General features: G+C 62.4%; 10 protein-coding genes. 2 read left to right on the forward strand and 8 right to left on the reverse strand.

Annotation, left to right across the window (positions count from 1 at the left end; genetic code table 11):
• Positions 1 to 38 precede the first annotated feature (38 nt).
• Positions 39 to 1,283, reverse strand: coding sequence for a hypothetical protein (locus FHR23_RS14940; protein WP_184005589.1), 1,245 nt, complete (start codon positions 1,281 to 1,283; stop codon positions 39 to 41).
• A 440-nt stretch (positions 1,284 to 1,723) separates the two neighbouring features.
• On the opposite strand from FHR23_RS14940, the gene rpoB reads away from it, so the two are divergent.
• Both rpoB and rpoC read left to right on the forward strand, forming a co-directional pair.
• On the forward strand, positions 1,724 to 5,875 hold the full coding sequence (rpoB, locus tag FHR23_RS14945; protein ID WP_184005591.1) for a DNA-directed RNA polymerase subunit beta: 4,152 nt from the start codon (positions 1,724 to 1,726) through the stop codon (positions 5,873 to 5,875).
• Positions 5,876 to 5,953: 78 nt separating this feature from the next.
• On the forward strand, positions 5,954 to 10,231 hold the full coding sequence (gene rpoC / locus FHR23_RS14950; RefSeq protein WP_184005593.1) for a DNA-directed RNA polymerase subunit beta': 4,278 nt from the start codon (positions 5,954 to 5,956) through the stop codon (positions 10,229 to 10,231).
• A 133-nt stretch (positions 10,232 to 10,364) separates the two neighbouring features.
• On the opposite strand, the gene FHR23_RS14955 is transcribed toward rpoC, so the two are convergent.
• From FHR23_RS14955 to FHR23_RS14985, 7 genes are all read right to left on the reverse strand, one after another.
• Entirely contained in the window at positions 10,365 to 10,649 is a 285-nt protein-coding gene (locus FHR23_RS14955) for a hypothetical protein (RefSeq protein ID WP_184005595.1), read from the reverse strand.
• A gap of 109 nt (positions 10,650 to 10,758) precedes the next feature.
• Entirely contained in the window at positions 10,759 to 13,011 is a 2,253-nt protein-coding gene (gene bglX / locus FHR23_RS14960) for a beta-glucosidase BglX (RefSeq protein WP_184005597.1), read from the reverse strand.
• Between the two features lie 43 nt (positions 13,012 to 13,054).
• A complete protein-coding gene (locus FHR23_RS14965) occupies positions 13,055 to 13,663 on the reverse strand; it encodes an ATP-binding cassette domain-containing protein (protein WP_184005599.1) in 609 nt (202 codons plus the stop codon).
• A complete protein-coding gene (gene modB, locus FHR23_RS14970) occupies positions 13,653 to 14,342 on the reverse strand; it encodes a molybdate ABC transporter permease subunit (RefSeq protein WP_184005601.1) in 690 nt (229 codons plus the stop codon). The genes FHR23_RS14965 and modB overlap by 11 nt, the downstream gene beginning before the upstream one ends.
• A gap of 6 nt (positions 14,343 to 14,348) precedes the next feature.
• Positions 14,349 to 15,122 (reverse strand): molybdate ABC transporter substrate-binding protein, encoded by a 774-nt coding sequence (gene modA, locus FHR23_RS14975; protein ID WP_184005603.1) that lies wholly within the window; start codon positions 15,120 to 15,122, stop codon positions 14,349 to 14,351.
• Positions 15,123 to 15,230: 108 nt separating this feature from the next.
• Positions 15,231 to 16,100, reverse strand: coding sequence for an alpha/beta hydrolase (locus FHR23_RS14980; protein WP_221227563.1), 870 nt, complete (start codon positions 16,098 to 16,100; stop codon positions 15,231 to 15,233).
• A 97-nt stretch (positions 16,101 to 16,197) separates the two neighbouring features.
• Positions 16,198 to 16,521 carry a phasin family protein gene (locus tag FHR23_RS14985; protein WP_246359930.1) on the reverse strand — a complete coding sequence of 108 codons (324 nt, stop codon included), beginning with the start codon at positions 16,519 to 16,521 and terminating at the stop codon, positions 16,198 to 16,200.
• Positions 16,522 to 16,545: the final 24 nt, after the last annotated feature.

Consider the following 16,545-nt stretch of genomic DNA (forward strand, 5'->3'; position numbering starts at 1 on the left):
GGCGGTTCAACGCATCGTGTCGACCGCCCCGGCGCACCTCACCCCTTGCTGAAGGCGGGCTTCATGCCCGTATTCGGCCAGCGGAATGCGGGGCGTGCTGGTGCCGGAGCAACAGCACGCTGGCGACGGGCCACCGCAGGGCGTGCTGCGGGCGCTTGCTCGCGTGCAGCGATGTGCTCGCGATCGGAAGTCGTTGCCGCTTCGGCAGCCAGTCGTTCCTGACGGTCGTAAAACCGCGCGCGACGCAAACGATTTTTCCGCGTCAGGAAGGGGTTGTCCGCGGTCGGACCAGCTTCCGCCGCACGCTCATGGCGTCCCGACACATAGCTTGCCGGTTCGAAGGCAGGCATCGCAGCGGCGCGTACCGGTGCCGGTTGGGCAACGGGCGTCGGCGTCGGCGCCACCGGCTCCCGCGCCATAAAGGCGGGCTCGGGCTGAGGCGCAACCGGGCGGGTTACTACCGGCTCTGCGGCGACAGCAGCGCCGGTTTCGACGCGTTCCTTACGGCTGCGGCGCATAAGTGCCGCGGCACCGGCTGCCAGCACCGCCAGTCCGGCAAGGGCGATCCACAGTGCGGTACGGCTGTCGAAGTCGCCGGTCGTCGCCTGCGGTGCGGCACTTGCCTGTTGCTGCGGCGCCACCGGCTGCGAGGCGGGCATCACGATCGGTGCAGGGTCAGCCTGCTGCGTATCGGTCGCCGTTACGCTGTCCGACGCGGAAGTCTTGGCAGTTTCCGCCGTCACCGGCGCAGGTTTCGCGACCACGGGGGCGCTGTGCGTTTTGGCCGGAGCCGAAGCGGTGCTTTCAGTCCTGGTCGCTTCAGTCTTGCGACTGGAAACCGGCGCTGTCTGTTCCTGGGGCGCAGGCTCGACCGTCATGGCGGGAACGGCCGGCGCTGTCGTATCGGGCATCGACGTCGGCTGGCTGGCCATCGGAGACGCCGTCTCCGGTACTGCCGTGCTGGTGGCAGGCGCAGTCTGCGTCATCGGATCGGTGCCGGGGATAACCGGCATTACCGGACTTGTAGCGGTAGGAACTGCCGGGGATGCGGTCGTCGTGCCGCTGTCCGGAACGCTTTGCGTCTGTGTCGGCGCAGGCGTCACGATCGGCTGCGGAGTCTGCACCAGCGGAGGCGGGACGTCGGATTGAGTCCGGGACTGGGTGACAGTCCCCTGACCGGACGGGTCCGTCTGGTTCTGGGCAGCCGCGGGGGCGGCAGAGCCGGCGAGAGCGGCAATAACTGCCGCCCCGGCCAGTAGCGAGCTTTTGATCGGTTTCGTCATAGCCCCAATAAAATGGAAAGAACGACAGTGCAGTTCCGGATAATGCTTCACATCCGGATGAACCGCCTCATTTTGTCGACAGAATTACTTCATTTATATTAGGTTCAGCGTCCGTTTATCGCACGTTCAGAAAACTATGTTCAATTGTTACAATGAGCACTTTCGCGCGAGAGTCATTACTTGACGACAATGGAAACGCTTCGGCGCGCCCTTTACAGATCGGCCCCCTGCCCCTATATCCTGCGCATCCCCGCTGATCGGGAAAGGATGCGTCGTCGCGCAACGCATCACAGGGATAGATCGACGGAGATTTCACGACGCTTTGAAGCTGCGGGCCATTCGACAGAATGCCGGCGGCTTTTTTGGCGTCTGTTCGCGTGCCTGCCCGGCGGTGCCGGGCCGAAATACTGATGACGCAAGCGAAGGGCTGACACTCCCCCATGGCAACCAAGGCAATCGACGGCGGCACGAAAAAGCGCCGCATCCGCAAAATTTTCGGCGACATCCACGAAGTCGTGCAAATGCCGAACCTGATCGAGGTTCAGCGCGAATCCTATGAACAGTTCCTGCGTTCCGATCCGTCGATCGGCTACGTATCGGGTCTGGAAAAGACGCTGCGCTCGGTATTCCCGATCCGCGACTTTGCCGGCACCGCCGAGCTGGACTTCGTGCATTACGAACTGGAACCGCCGAAGTTCGACGTTGAGGAATGCCGCCAGCGGGGCATCACCTATGCCGCGCCGATGCGCGTCACGCTGCGCCTGATCGTGTTCGAGGTCGATCCCGATACCGATGCTCGCAGCGTTCTCGATATCAAGGAGCAGGACGTGTACATGGGCGACATGCCGCTCATGACCGGGAACGGCACCTTCTTCATCAACGGCACCGAACGCGTCATCGTCAGCCAGATGCACCGGTCGCCGGGCGTATTGTTCGACCATGACCGCGGCAAGACCCATGCCAGCGGCAAATATCTCTTCGCCGCACGCGTCATCCCCTATCGCGGCTCCTGGCTCGATTTCGAGTTCGACGCGAAGGACATCGTTAATGTCCGTATCGACCGCAAGCGCAAGCTGCCGGTCACCTCGCTGCTCTATGCGCTGGGCCTGAACTCCGAAGAGATTCTCAACCACTTTTATTCGACCGTGAAGTTCGAACGCGGCGAAGACGGCTGGAAGATCCCGTTCGCGCCGGAAAACTGGCGCGGTCAGAAGCCGGCGTTCGACATTGTCGATGCCGCGTCGGGCGAAGTGATGTTCCCGGCGGGCCAGAAGATTTCGCCACGCGCCGCCAACAAGGCGAAAAAGGACGGGCTGGAAACGCTGCTCATCCCGACGGAAGAAATCTATGGCCGCTATTCGGCCTATGACCTGATCAACGAAAAGACCGGCGAGATCTATATCGAGGCGGGTGACGAGGTTTCGGCCGAAAATCTGGAAAAGCTCGACAAGGCCGGGCTCGATCATATCGACCTGCTCGACATCGACCATGTTTCCACCGGCCCGTGGATTCGCAACACGCTGAAGGCCGACAAGGCCGAAGAGCGTCAGCAGGCGCTCTCCGACATTTATCGCGTCATGCGCCCCGGCGAACCGCCGACGCTGGAAACCGCCGAAGCGCTGTTTGCCGGTCTGTTCTTCGATCCCGAACGCTATGACCTGTCGGCCGTCGGCCGCGTGAAGCTGAACATGCGCCTTGACCTCGATGCCGAGGACACGGTGACGACGCTGCGCACCGAGGACATTCTGGCAGTCGTCAAGACGCTGGTCGACCTGAAGGACGGCAAGGGCGAAGTCGACGATATCGACAATCTCGGTAACCGCCGCGTGCGTTCGGTGGGCGAGCTGCTGGAAAACCAGTATCGCGTCGGGCTGCTGCGCATGGAGCGCGCGGTCAAGGAGCGCATGAGCTCGGTCGACGTTTCGACCGTCATGCCGAACGATCTGATCAATGCGAAGCCCGCGGTCGCCGCGGTGCGCGAGTTCTTTGGCTCGTCGCAGCTTTCGCAGTTCATGGATCAGACCAACCCGCTGTCCGAAGTCACGCACAAGCGCCGCGTTTCGGCACTTGGGCCGGGCGGTCTGACGCGTGAGCGCGCGGGCTTCGAAGTCCGCGACGTTCACCCGACGCACTATGGCCGTATCTGCCCGATTGAGACGCCGGAAGGCCCGAACATCGGTCTGATCAACAGCCTTGCGACGTTCAGCCGCGTCAACAAATACGGCTTTATCGAAACCCCCTATCGCAAGATCATCGATGGCAAGGTGACCAATGATGTCGTCTATCTGTCGGCGATGGAGGAGCAGAAGCACACCATCGCGCAGGCGAACGCCGAGCTGAACGACGACGGCAGCTTCGTCGAGGAAATCGTGTCGGCGCGTCAGGGCGGTGAGTTCCTGATGGCGATGCGCGATACGCTGACGCTGATGGACGTGTCGCCGAAGCAGCTCGTGTCGGTTGCGGCCTCGCTGATTCCGTTTCTGGAAAACGATGACGCCAACCGCGCGCTGATGGGATCGAACATGCAGCGTCAGGCCGTGCCGCTGGTGAAGGCGGAAGCGCCTTTCGTCGGCACCGGCATGGAAGAAACGGTGGCCCGCGACTCCGGCGCCGCCATCGCCGCCAAGCGCGCGGGTATCGTCGATCAGGTCGATGCGACCCGTATCGTCATCCGCGCCACCGGCGATGTCGATCCGACCGAATCGGGCGTCGACATCTACACGCTGATGAAGTTCCAGCGTTCGAACCAGAACACCTGTATCAACCAGCGTCCGCTGGTGAAGGTGGGTGACGTCGTGAACGCCGGCGACATGATCGCCGACGGTCCTTCGACCGAGTTCGGTGAGCTGGCGCTGGGCCGTAACGCGCTGGTCGCGTTCATGCCCTGGAACGGCTACAATTATGAGGACTCGATCCTCATTTCCGAACGCATCGTGAAGGATGACGTCTTCACCTCGATCCATATCGAGGAGTTCGAGGTCATGGCCCGCGACACCAAGCTGGGGCCGGAAGACATTACCCGCGACATTCCCAATGTCGGTGAAGAAGCGCTGCGCAACCTCGACGAGGCGGGCATCGTCTATATCGGTGCAGAGGTGGAGCCGGGCGATATTCTGTGCGGCAAGATCACGCCGAAGGGCGAAAGCCCGATGACGCCGGAGGAAAAGCTGCTGCGCGCGATCTTCGGCGAGAAGGCAAGCGACGTGCGCGACACCTCGCTGCGTCTGCCGCCGGGCGTTGCAGGTACCGTCGTCGAAGTCCGCGTGTTCAACCGCCACGGCATCGACAAGGACGAACGCGCGATGGCGATCGAGCGCGAGGAGATCGAGCGCCTGAAGAAGGACTCGGACGACGAACGCACGATCCTCAACCGCGCCACCTGGTCGCGGCTGAAGGAAATGCTGCTCGGCCAGACCGCGACCGCCGCGCCCAAGGGCGTCAAAAAGGGTTCGGTCATCGACGACGACCTGCTCGAAAGCGTCGATCGCCACGAATGGTGGAAGTTCGCGGTTGCCGACGATGCGGTGCAGTCGAACCTCGAAGCCATCAAGGCACAGTATGACGAGGCGGCCAAGAAGATCACCGACAAGTTCCACGACCGGCGCGAGAAGCTGGAACGTGGCGACGAGCTGCCGCCGGGCGTGCTCAAGATGGTGAAGGTCTTCGTCGCGGTGAAGCGCAAGCTGCAGCCGGGCGACAAAATGGCCGGCCGTCACGGTAACAAGGGTGTGATTTCCCGCATCCTGCCGCAGGAGGATATGCCCTTCCTGGAAGACGGCACGCCGGTCGACATTGTGCTCAACCCGCTGGGCGTTCCCAGCCGTATGAATGTGGGTCAGATTTTCGAAACCCATCTCGGCTGGGCGGCACGCAATCTGGGGATGCAGGTTGCGCGTCAGCTTGAGGACTGGCGTCACGCCAATCCCGATGCGCAGGCAGGCGAAGTGCCCGATGCGGTCAAGGATCGCCTGAAGGAGATCTATGGCGAGCAATATGTCGCCGATATCGACTCGCGCACACCCGATCAGGTCACCGAACTGGTCGAGAATGTCCGCACGGGCATTCCGATGGGCACCCCGGTGTTCGACGGCGCGCGCGAAGCCGATGTCTCCACGATGCTGGAACTGGCGGGCCTCGACACATCGGGTCAGTCGCGGCTCTATGACGGTCGTACCGGCGACGCGTTCGACCGCAAGGTCACGGTGGGCATCATCTACATGCTGAAGCTGCACCATCTGGTCGACGACAAGATCCACGCGCGTTCGATCGGGCCGTACAGCCTCGTCACCCAGCAGCCGCTGGGCGGTAAGGCGCAGTTCGGCGGCCAGCGTTTCGGGGAAATGGAGGTCTGGGCGCTGCAGGCCTATGGCGCCGCCTATACGCTTCAGGAAATGCTGACGGTGAAGTCGGACGACGTGGTCGGCCGCACCAAGGTGTACGAGGCGATCGTCAAGGGCGACGACACGTTCGAGGCGGGTATCCCCGAAAGCTTCAACGTGCTGGTGAAGGAAATGCGCTCGCTGGGCCTGAACATCGAACTCAAGTCCCATGAGGATAATGAGGACGGCGAACTGCCCGAGGCGGCGGAGTAAGGAAACCGGGCGCTATCGGAAACCGGTAGCGCCCTTCCCCGCCCGCCTGAAAGATTTTTCCCCAAAGGGAATTGAGACATGAACGAACTGACCAATTTCAACAATCCGCTCCAGAAGCCGGAAACCTTTGACCAGATCCAGATCGGTATCGCGTCGCCCGACCGTATCCGCTCGTGGAGCTTCGGCGAGATCAAGAAGCCGGAGACGATCAACTATCGTACGTTCAAGCCGGAACGTGACGGCCTGTTCTGCGCGCGCATCTTCGGTCCGATCAAGGACTATGAGTGCCTGTGCGGCAAGTATAAGCGGATGAAATATAAGGGCATCGTCTGCGAAAAGTGCGGTGTCGAAGTCACTGTATCGAAGGTCCGCCGCGAACGCATGGGCCATATCGAACTGGCGGCGCCGGTTGCGCATATCTGGTTCCTGAAGTCGCTGCCGAGCCGCATCGGCCTGTTGCTCGACATGCAGCTCAAGCAGCTTGAGCGCGTGCTCTATTTCGAAGCCTATATCGTCACCGAACCCGGCCTGACGCCGCTGGAGAAGTTCCAGCTCCTCACCGAGGACGAACTGCTCGAAGCGCAGGACGAATATGGTGAAGACGCTTTCTCCGCCGGTATCGGCGCGGAAGCGGTCAAGATGATGCTGATGGACCTCGACCTTGAGGGCGAGCGTGACGATCTGCTCAAGGAACTGGCCGAAACCAAGTCCGAACTGAAGCCGAAGAAGATCATCAAACGGCTGAAGGTCGTCGAAAGCTTCATCGAATCGGGCAACCGCCCCGAATGGATGATCCTGGAAGTGATCCCGGTCATTCCGCCGGAACTGCGTCCGCTGGTGCCGCTGGACGGCGGCCGCTTCGCGACGTCGGACCTGAACGACCTGTATCGCCGCGTCATCAACCGTAACAACCGCCTGAAGCGGCTGATGGAACTGCGCGCGCCCGACATCATCGTGCGCAACGAAAAGCGCATGTTGCAGGAATCGGTCGATGCGCTGTTCGACAATGGCCGTCGCGGCCGCACCATCACCGGCGCCAACAAGCGTCCGCTGAAGTCGCTCAGCGACATGCTGAAGGGCAAGCAGGGCCGCTTCCGTCAGAACCTGCTCGGTAAGCGCGTCGACTATTCGGGTCGTTCGGTCATCGTGACCGGCCCGGAACTGAAACTGCACCAGTGTGGCCTGCCGAAGAAGATGGCGCTCGAACTGTTCAAGCCGTTCATCTACGCCCGCCTCGATGCCAAGGGTCTTTCCATGACCCTGAAGCAGGCGAAGAAGTGGGTCGAGAAGGAGCGCAAGGAAGTCTGGGACATCCTCGACGAGGTGATCCGCGAGCATCCGGTGATGCTGAACCGCGCTCCGACGCTGCACCGTCTGGGCATTCAGGCGTTCGAACCGGTGCTGATCGAGGGCAAAGCGATCCAGCTGCACCCGCTGGTCTGCTCCGCCTTCAACGCCGACTTTGACGGTGACCAGATGGCCGTGCACGTCCCGCTTTCGCTGGAAGCACAGCTGGAAGCGCGCGTGCTGATGATGTCGACCAACAACATCCTGTCGCCCGCCAACGGCAAGCCGATCATCGTGCCGTCGCAGGACATGGTGCTGGGTCTCTATTATCTGTCGATGCTCAAGGAAAAAGAGCCCGGCGAGAACATGATCCTGGGCGACATGGCAGAGGTGCATCACGCGCTCGATACCGGTGCCGTCACGCTGCATACGAAGATCACCACCCGCGTCCCGCAGACGGACGAGGACGGCAATGTCTATATGAAGCGCGTCGAAACCACGCCGGGTCGCCTGCTGATCGGTGAAAAGCTGCCGAAGAGCCACAAGGTGCCGTTCGAAACGATCAACCGCCTGCTGACCAAGAAGGAGATCGGCGACGTCATCGACACCGTCTATCGCCACACCGGCCAGAAAGAGACGGTGCTGTTCGCCGACGGCATCATGACGCTGGGTTTCCGCCATGCGTTCAAGGCGGGCATCTCGTTCGGCATGAACGACATGGTCATCCCCGATTCCAAGGAAAAGATGGTCGACGAGACCCGTGCGCTGGTCGCTGACTATGAGCAGCAATATCAGGACGGCCTCATCACCCAGCAGGAAAAGTACAACAAGGTCATCGACGCCTGGAGCCGTTGCGGCGATCAGGTCGCGAACGCCATGATGGACGAAATCCGCGCGGTGAAGACGGACCCCGAAACGGGCCGCGAGAAGGACATCAACTCGATCTACATGATGTCCCACTCCGGTGCGCGTGGTTCGCCGGCGCAGATGAAGCAGCTTGCCGGGATGCGCGGCCTGATGGCCAAGCCGTCGGGTGAGATCATCGAAACGCCGATCATCTCGAACTTCAAGGAAGGCCTGACCGTTCTTGAATATTTCAACTCCACCCACGGCGCCCGTAAGGGTCTGGCCGACACCGCGCTCAAGACGGCGAACTCGGGCTATCTGACCCGCCGTCTGGTCGATGTGTCGCAGGACTGCGTCGTGATGGAGACCGATTGCGGCACCGAACGCGCGCTGGAAATGAAGGCGATCGTTCAGGGTGGCAGCACCATTGCGTCGCTGGGCGAGCGCATTCTGGGCCGTACCACGGCAGAGGATGTGGTCGACCCCAAGACCAGCGAGATCGTCATTCCCGAAGGCACGCTGCTCGACGAGGCGATGGTCGCCCAGATCGAGGAGATCGGTGTTCAGGCGATGAAGATCCGTTCGCCGCTGGTCTGCGAAGCCAAGATCGGCGTGTGTGCGAAATGCTATGGCCGTGACCTTGCCCGCGGTACGCCGGTGAATATCGGTGAAGCCGTCGGCGTCATCGCGGCACAGTCGATCGGTGAACCGGGTACGCAGCTTACCATGCGGACCTTCCACATCGGTGGTGCGGCACAGCTCAACGAACAGTCGAACCTTGAAGCCCCAGCGGACGGCAAGGTCGAGTTCCGCGATCTGCGCATGATCGAGGACAAGCGCGGTCGCCGCGTGGTGCTCAGCCGTTCCGGCGAGCTGGCGATCCTCGACGGCGAAGGCCGCGAGCTTGCCGTGCACAAGATCCCCTATGGTGCCTATCTGATGTTCGACGACGGTCACATCGTGACCAAGGGCGACAAGATGGCGGAATGGGATCCGTACACCATGCCGGTGATTACCGACCATGCGGGTACGGTGAAGTTCCAGGATCTGGTCGACGGCAAGACGCTGACCGAACAGGTCGACGAAGCGACCGGCATCAGCCAGCGCGTCGTCACCGAATATCGCGCGCCCTCTCGCTCGAAGGAGGATCTGCGTCCGCGCATGACCCTGCTCGACGGCGATTCGGGTGAGGCCGGCCGCTATATGCTGCAGCCGGGCGCGACGCTGTCGGTCGAGGACGGTCAGGCGGTTCAGGCCGGTGACGTGCTGGCGCGTGTCGCCCGCGAAGCCGCCAAGACGCGCGACATCACCGGCGGTCTGCCGCGCGTTGCCGAGCTGTTCGAAGCGCGCAAGCCGAAGGAAAATGCGATCATCGCAAAGGTCTCCGGTCGGGTCGTGTTCGGCCGCGACTACAAGGCCAAGCGCAAGATCGGCATTCAGCCGGAGGACGGCGAACTGGTCGAATATCTGGTGCCGAAGTCGAAGGTGATCGACGTTCAGGAAGGCGACTACGTGAAGCGTGGCGACAACCTGATCGGCGGTTCGCCCGATCCGCACGACATTCTGGAAGTCCTCGGCGTCGAGGCGCTGGCCGAATATCTGGTCAGCGAAATTCAGGAAGTCTATCGACTGCAGGGCGTGAAGATCAACGACAAGCACATCGAGGTGATCGTTCGCCAGATGCTGCAGAAGGTTGAGATCACCGAGGCCGGCGACACCACGTTGCTGCCGGGCGAGCAGGTCGATCGCGACGAGATGGACGAAGTGAATGCCAAGCTGACCAAGGGTCAGGCGCCTGCACAGGGTAAGCCGGTCCTGCTCGGCATCACCAAGGCGTCGCTGCAAACGCGCAGCTTCATCTCGGCGGCGTCGTTCCAGGAGACCACGCGCGTCCTGACCGAGGCTTCGGTCCAGGGCAAGCAGGACACGCTGATCGGTCTGAAGGAAAACGTCATCGTCGGCCGCCTGATCCCGGCGGGTACGGGTGCGGGCATGAACCGTCTGCGCATTGCCGCTTCGTCGCGTGACGCTGCGCTGCGTGCCCAGCAGCGCAAGCTGCAGGAAGCGATGATCGCCCCCGTCTCGGCGCAGGCCGAGCATGAGGCCGAGCTGGCGCAGGACCCCGTCGATGCGATGGTGACTGCCGATGCGCTGGAAAAGGTCGAAACCTCCGGCGACGGTTCGGACGAAGCAGCGGGCGATTATCTGAACAAGGAGGATTGATCCTCCCGTCGTTCAGCTAGCCAACGCTGACACAAAAAAGAGCCGCCGTCCGAAATATCGGGCGGCGGCTTTTTTGTGCCCGATGAAATCCCTCGCCATTGCGAGGGCCAAAGGCCCGAAGCAATCCTTTGGCTCAGCCTTTTCGTACCCGCATCTCCACTATCAAGCCTACGGCGCTAATCGCGATCAATATCGCTATCGCCACAGCAAGCGCAGTGTTCTGATTGCTGAACAAAGCGTGGAAGGAAGAGGCAAGTATCAAGGCCGGTGCGCCATAAATCGTCGCAACCCACCAGCCGCCGTTGCCGTCATATTGCCACTGCATCAAAGCGCTGATCGTCAGAAGACCGGTGGCACTCCACAAATAAAATAGCGCCCACAAGACGATGCGACGGAACAATAAGGATCGAAGCTGCATCGTGGCATTCTGTATTGGTCGACAGGTAAGGGCAACTTTTCGTTTCCACGCCACGAATGCCTGATCGCATGGAAACCACCTATTCAAGCCCCACACTGCACTCCGCAGCTCAGATCACCGTCGCGCCGCCATTGCCTTTGGTCATGTCCTCGCTTGTCGTCAGCGTGAAGCTGGCGGTCTGCGTCGCGGTCGAATCTTCGCCGACATAGACGTCGAACACCCCTGCTTCGGTGCCCCAGCTCAGGTCGCGTCTGGCAAAGGCCAGGTCGGCGGGGGTAAGCGAAAGCGCAACATCGCGGCTCTCCCCCGGTTTCAGCTCGACACGCCGGAACCCCTTCAACTCACGCACCGGACGGCTGACATCGGCCAGCCGGTCGCGGACATACAGCTGGACCACCGTCGCACCGGCGCGCCTGCCGCTGTTGGTGACGCGGGTGGTGACGGTCAGCGTCCCGCCCGGTGCCAGCGTCGTGCCCGACAGGCGCGGCTTGCCGAAATCGAAACTGGTATAGCTCAGCCCGTGGCCGAACCAGTAAAGCGGCGCCTTGATCAGGTCGACATAGCGGCTGGTATAGGGTGTATCGATCTGCCCCGGCCGGGCGGCGGGAAGATGATTGTAGAAGATCGGCACCTGCCCCAGCGCACGCGGCATGGTGACGGGCAGCTTGCCGGAGAAATTGGCGTCTCCGAACAACAGGTCGGCGAGCGCATTGCCTGCCTGCTCGCCACAGATCATCGCATCGACCAGCGCATTGGCATGACCGTCTAGCCAGGTTAGGTCCATCGCGCGCCCGGTAATGACCACCGCCACAGTGGGCTTGCCGGTTGCAATCACCGCCTCGGCCAGTGCGCGTTGCCTGCCCGGCAGGTCGATAAAGGCGCGGCTGTCGCCTTCGCCGATCATGTCGTCGGTTTCACCCAGCACGAGAATCGCAATATCGGCATCGCTCGCTGCACTGACTGCGGCGGGGATGCCGCTGACATCGTCGCCACGGACGGACACACCCTCGACATGGGTGACGCTACCCCTGCCCTGCATCGCCGCGCTGATCCCCGCGAGCATCGACACGACATTGTCCTTGCGCCCCAGTGCAGGCATCGGGCCGAGCAGGTCGGCGGTCTTGTCCGCCATCGGGCCGATCACCGCGATCTTACCCTGTTTGGCAAGCGGCAGAGTGCCGTCATTTTTCAGCAGCACCATCGCCTGCCGTGCTGCTTCACGGGCGAGCGCCAGATGCGACGGGCGGAACGGCATCGCCTTCGCACGCGCGGCGTTGCCGTAGCGAAAGGCATCATCGAACAGGCCCAGCTTCGCCTTGGCCGTCAGCACGCGGCGCACGGCGGTATCGACCTCCGCCATCTTCACCCGGCCGCTTTTCACCAGTCCGGGCAATTCCTTCCAATAGGTGCCGCTGTGCAGATCGATATCGACACCGGCATGCAGCGCCAGTTGCGCTGCATGCGCCGGGTCGGCGGCAACGCCATGCGCGACGAGTTCGAGCACCGCATCGTAATCGGACACAACCAGCCCGTCGAAACCCCATTGGTCGCGCAGGATACCTGTCAGCAGCGTGCGGCTGGACGTCGCGGGCACGCCGTCAATGGGCGTGAAGGCAGCCATGAACGATCCGATCCCGGCATCGACCACCGCCTTGAACGGCGACAGATAGATATCGCGGAACAGCCGCGGCGGAATATCGGTCGGGTTATAGTCGCGCCCGGCGGTCACGGCACCATAGCCCGCGAAATGCTTTGCGGTGGCAAGCATCGTGTCGGGTGTGGACAGGTCGTCGCCCTGAAACCCCTTTACCTGCGCGACCGCCATGACGCTGCCCAGATGCGGGTCTTCGCCTGCGCCCTCACACATCCGGCCCCAGCGCGGATCGCGAGCGATGTCGAGCATCGGGCTGAACGTCCAGTTCACTCCGCTGGTCGTCGCCTCGATCGCGGCGGCACGATGGACGGATGTGACCAGTTCCGGATTCCATGTCGCCGCCAGCGCCAGCGGCACCGGAAATTCGGTGTTGAAGCCGTGCGCGACGTCACCCATGAACCAAAGCGGGATTTTCAGGCGCGACTGCATCGCCAGTTGCTGCATCTGCCGGGTATAGGCATAGACATCGCGGTCGGGGAGCACACCGCTGGTGCCGCCCAGCCCCTGTTTGATCATCGCATCCAGATCGCCCGCATCGCTGCCGAGAATGGAGAGCTGCGCTGCCTTTTCCTCGATGGTCATTTGCGCGATCAGCGTCTCGATCCGCGTATCGGGCAGTTTCACTTCGGCCTTCGCCATGGCGGGCAGGGCCGACGCCCCAGCCAGCAACCCCAACCCCTGCGCAAAACGGCGACGCGAAACCTGCATAGTCTCCCTCTCACTTGTAACCGGTTACATTTGGAGAATGCTTCTATACTTCAATGGTCCGCGTTGCCAGCCTTTCCGCCTCTGCGGCATCGTGCGTCACCATCAGAATGGGCAATCCGATGGCATCGCGCAGGCGCTCGATCACCGCCATGATCTCCTCCCGACGGGCGCGATCGAGTGACGACAGCGGTTCGTCGAGCAGCAGAAAGGCCGGGTCCGACAGCAACGCTCGCCCGATCGCCACCCGCCGCGCTTCCCCGCCCGACAGGGTACGCGGCCAGCGGTCGAGCAGAGGACCGATGCCCAGCACTTCCATCAGTTGCGGGTCCGGATCGGCATCGCGGTCGGGCGCGCCATAAAGCAAGTTGGCGCGCACCCGCTTGTGCGGAAACAGGCGAGGCTCCTGAAACACATAACCGACACGACGTGCTTCGGGGGGCAGGTTTATGCCCTCGCCGTGGTCGAACAGCACCCGCCCGCCGACACGGATATGGCCGCGCCGGGGTTTCAGCAGCCCTGCGATCATGTTGAGCGTGCTCGTCTTGCCCGCGCCCGACGGTCCGAACAGCACGGTCAGCCCGTCCTCCGCCTGAAACCGGCAGGCAATGTCGTGCGCGCCAACCCGCGCCTCCACATCGACGTCAAAGAACATGCTGCCCCCTGCCCGCCCTGCGCGCCAGCATCTCCGACGCCACCAGCGCGGCGAGCGCGATCACCACCGACATGACCGCCAGCCGGAATACAGTGGCGTCGGTGCCCGGAATCTGAAGCTGCGAATAAATAGCGAGCGGCAGCGTCTGGGTCTGGTCCGGCACGTTGGAGACAAAGGTGATGGTGGCACCGAACTCGCCCAGCGCGCGGGCGAAACCCAGCACGGTGCCCGCGACCACGCCCGGCACGCTGAGCGGCAGGGTGACGGTGCGGAACACCCGCCAGCGCCCGGCACCCAGCGTGCGTGCGGCACTTTCCAGTTGCCTGTCCACCGCCTCGATCGACAGCCGCATCGCGCGTACCATCAGCGGCAGCGCCATCACGCCCGCCGCAATCGCCGCGCCTGTCCAGCGGAATAATACCGTGCCGCCGGTCAGCGCCTCGATGATGCGTCCCAGCGGCCCGGTCGGTGCAAAGGCGAGCAGCAGCAGCCAGCCCGTCACCACCGGCGGCAGCACCAGCGGCAGGTGAACCAGCCCGTCAAGCAGGATCTTGCCGGGGAACCGCCCGCGCGCGAGCAGATAGGCCAGCGCAAAGGCAATCGGCAGCATCACCAGCACCGCCACCCCGCCGATGCGGAGCGATAGCGCGACAATCCCCCATTCAGCGCCGGTCAGCATCGCGGCTCAGGAGGTCATGAAGCCGTATCGGCGGAAAATTGCCTTGCCCTTCGGCGACAGGAGAAAATTGCGAAATGCTGCCGCCTCCGGATTCGTCGATGTTTTCAGTTGCGCCACCGGATAGCGGATCGGCTTGTGGCTGGCATCCGGAAATATTCCCGCCACCCGCACCGTTTTCGATGCCTTTGCGTCGGTGGCATAGACGATGCCGAACGGGGCGGCCCCACGCTCGACCAGCGCCAGCGTCGAGCGGACATTGTCGGCACGGACCACCTTGGGCACAACCGATGCCCATAGCCCCAGCCGTTCCAGCGCCTGTTGCCCGTACATGCCCGCCGGCACGCCCGGATTGGCCATGGCCAGCCGTCCGTTGCCGATGATCTCGGCAAGGTTGACGCCCGGCTTCAGCGTCACCCGGACATTGCTCGATACCGGAGTAATCAGCACCAGATGGTTGCCCAGAAATGTCGCGCGCGTACCCGGCATCAGCCTGCCGTCGCGCTGCAACACGTCCATCCAGCGCTCATTGGCCGACACGAACAGGTCGGCGGGGGCGCCTGCCTCTATCTGTCGCGCCAGCGCCGAACTGCCTGCAAAGGAAATGACCGGGCGGGGATGCCCCGCACGCGCCCAGGCATCGGCGGCCGCATTCATCGATTCCTGCAGGCTGGCCGCCGCCAGCACCAGCGGACCGCGTGTGCTCGCACTGGCAAAACCGGGGACTAGTGCGCTGCATAGCAGCGTCAGCAACAGTGTCAGGCGGAGAAATTGGCGTCGCATGGCATCCCAACTATATACAGTCGTATATAATACCGCCCGCTATAAAGAGGTTCCACAACGACGCCAGTAAATTCCCGAACGCTATTTGATCGTCGCGCTATTGCGCGGCTATTTCGGTACGAACACCGGTGCGGGACGACCAAGCAGTCCGCGATCCGACATCCAGTCGAGCACCCGGTCGGGCCAGTGCTGCAGGCTGACCAGCGGGGTATCTTCACCCATGTTGAAGGCATGTCCGCCTGCGGCATAGAAATGCATTTCCACAGACGCCCCCGCCTTGCGATATGCGTTGAGCATGTCCACCGTCGGCGCCGAACAACACGGATCGTCATTGGCCGCTGTCAGCAGCAGCGGCGGCGCATCCTTCGCAATATGCTCCTCGGCATGCTGCGGCCCGGGAAATTCCAGAATGACGAAATCGGGTTTGTCGGAAATTTTGTCGATGGCGTCCGGTGTGCCCTGCGCCGGCACCGGTTTGCTATAGGCGGTCATCCGCGCCAGTTCGCCGCCTGCCGAAAAGCCCCAGATGCCGATACGGTGGGGGTCGATATGATATTTGGCGGCATTGGCGCGCACCATACGCATGGCGCGTTCCACATCGGCGCGTGAATCCTGCAACGTGTATGGGGAGCCTTTTTCGCGATACAGGCGATAGCGCACGACGAACGCCGCCACCCCGCGATCCGCGAACCAGTGTCCGACATCGTCGCCTTCGGTGGTGGTGACGAGCAGTTTGTGTCCGCCGCCGGGCACGATCACCACACCGGTTCCCGTGGCATTATGCGGGTCGGGCAGGAAGATTTTATAGCCCGGATTGTTGATGTGCTTGGTCCAGTAATCTTTGGACACTTCCGGAATGTTGACGCGGCTTTCGAAACCCGGCGCCCCATGCGGCCATAACGGAACCCGCTCCTGCGCCGGCGCGGGCGATATTCCCATTACGGCGGCAAGCGCCCCGACCACTATAGACCAGCGCATATCCTCTCCCCTCTTGATTATGATAGCGATATCATATCCAAAAAGAGGAGACGCTCAAGCATATTGCCGCCGCTGTTTCATCGGCGGAATGGCGTGCTTATTTCTTGCCCGTCATCTGTCCCAGTGCATTGCGCCCGAAATTGGCGATCATCTCGCTGATTTCACGCGCCTGCGCGACCGAACGGCTGCCCTGTTCGCGCAGATATTCCGACTGGACGCGCATGACTTCGCTGATGTCGCTCGCCTGTGCTGCGGCCCGCATCGCCTTGAACGCTTCCTGCGTATTCGTTTCGGCCTGATCGAGCATCTTGACGCCGAGCTGAGAACCCGATTCCATCATTGTCGACCAGGCATCCTTCATCCGGTCGGCCGCATTCCTGGCAGCATCCTGCATCGTATCGTTCGCTGACTTCTGTGCCATTGCATCCTCCTTCATTCCGCAGGG

The sequence above is a fragment of the Stakelama sediminis genome (genome assembly GCF_014199335.1).
Lineage (GTDB): Bacteria > Pseudomonadota > Alphaproteobacteria > Sphingomonadales > Sphingomonadaceae > Sphingomonas > Sphingomonas sediminis.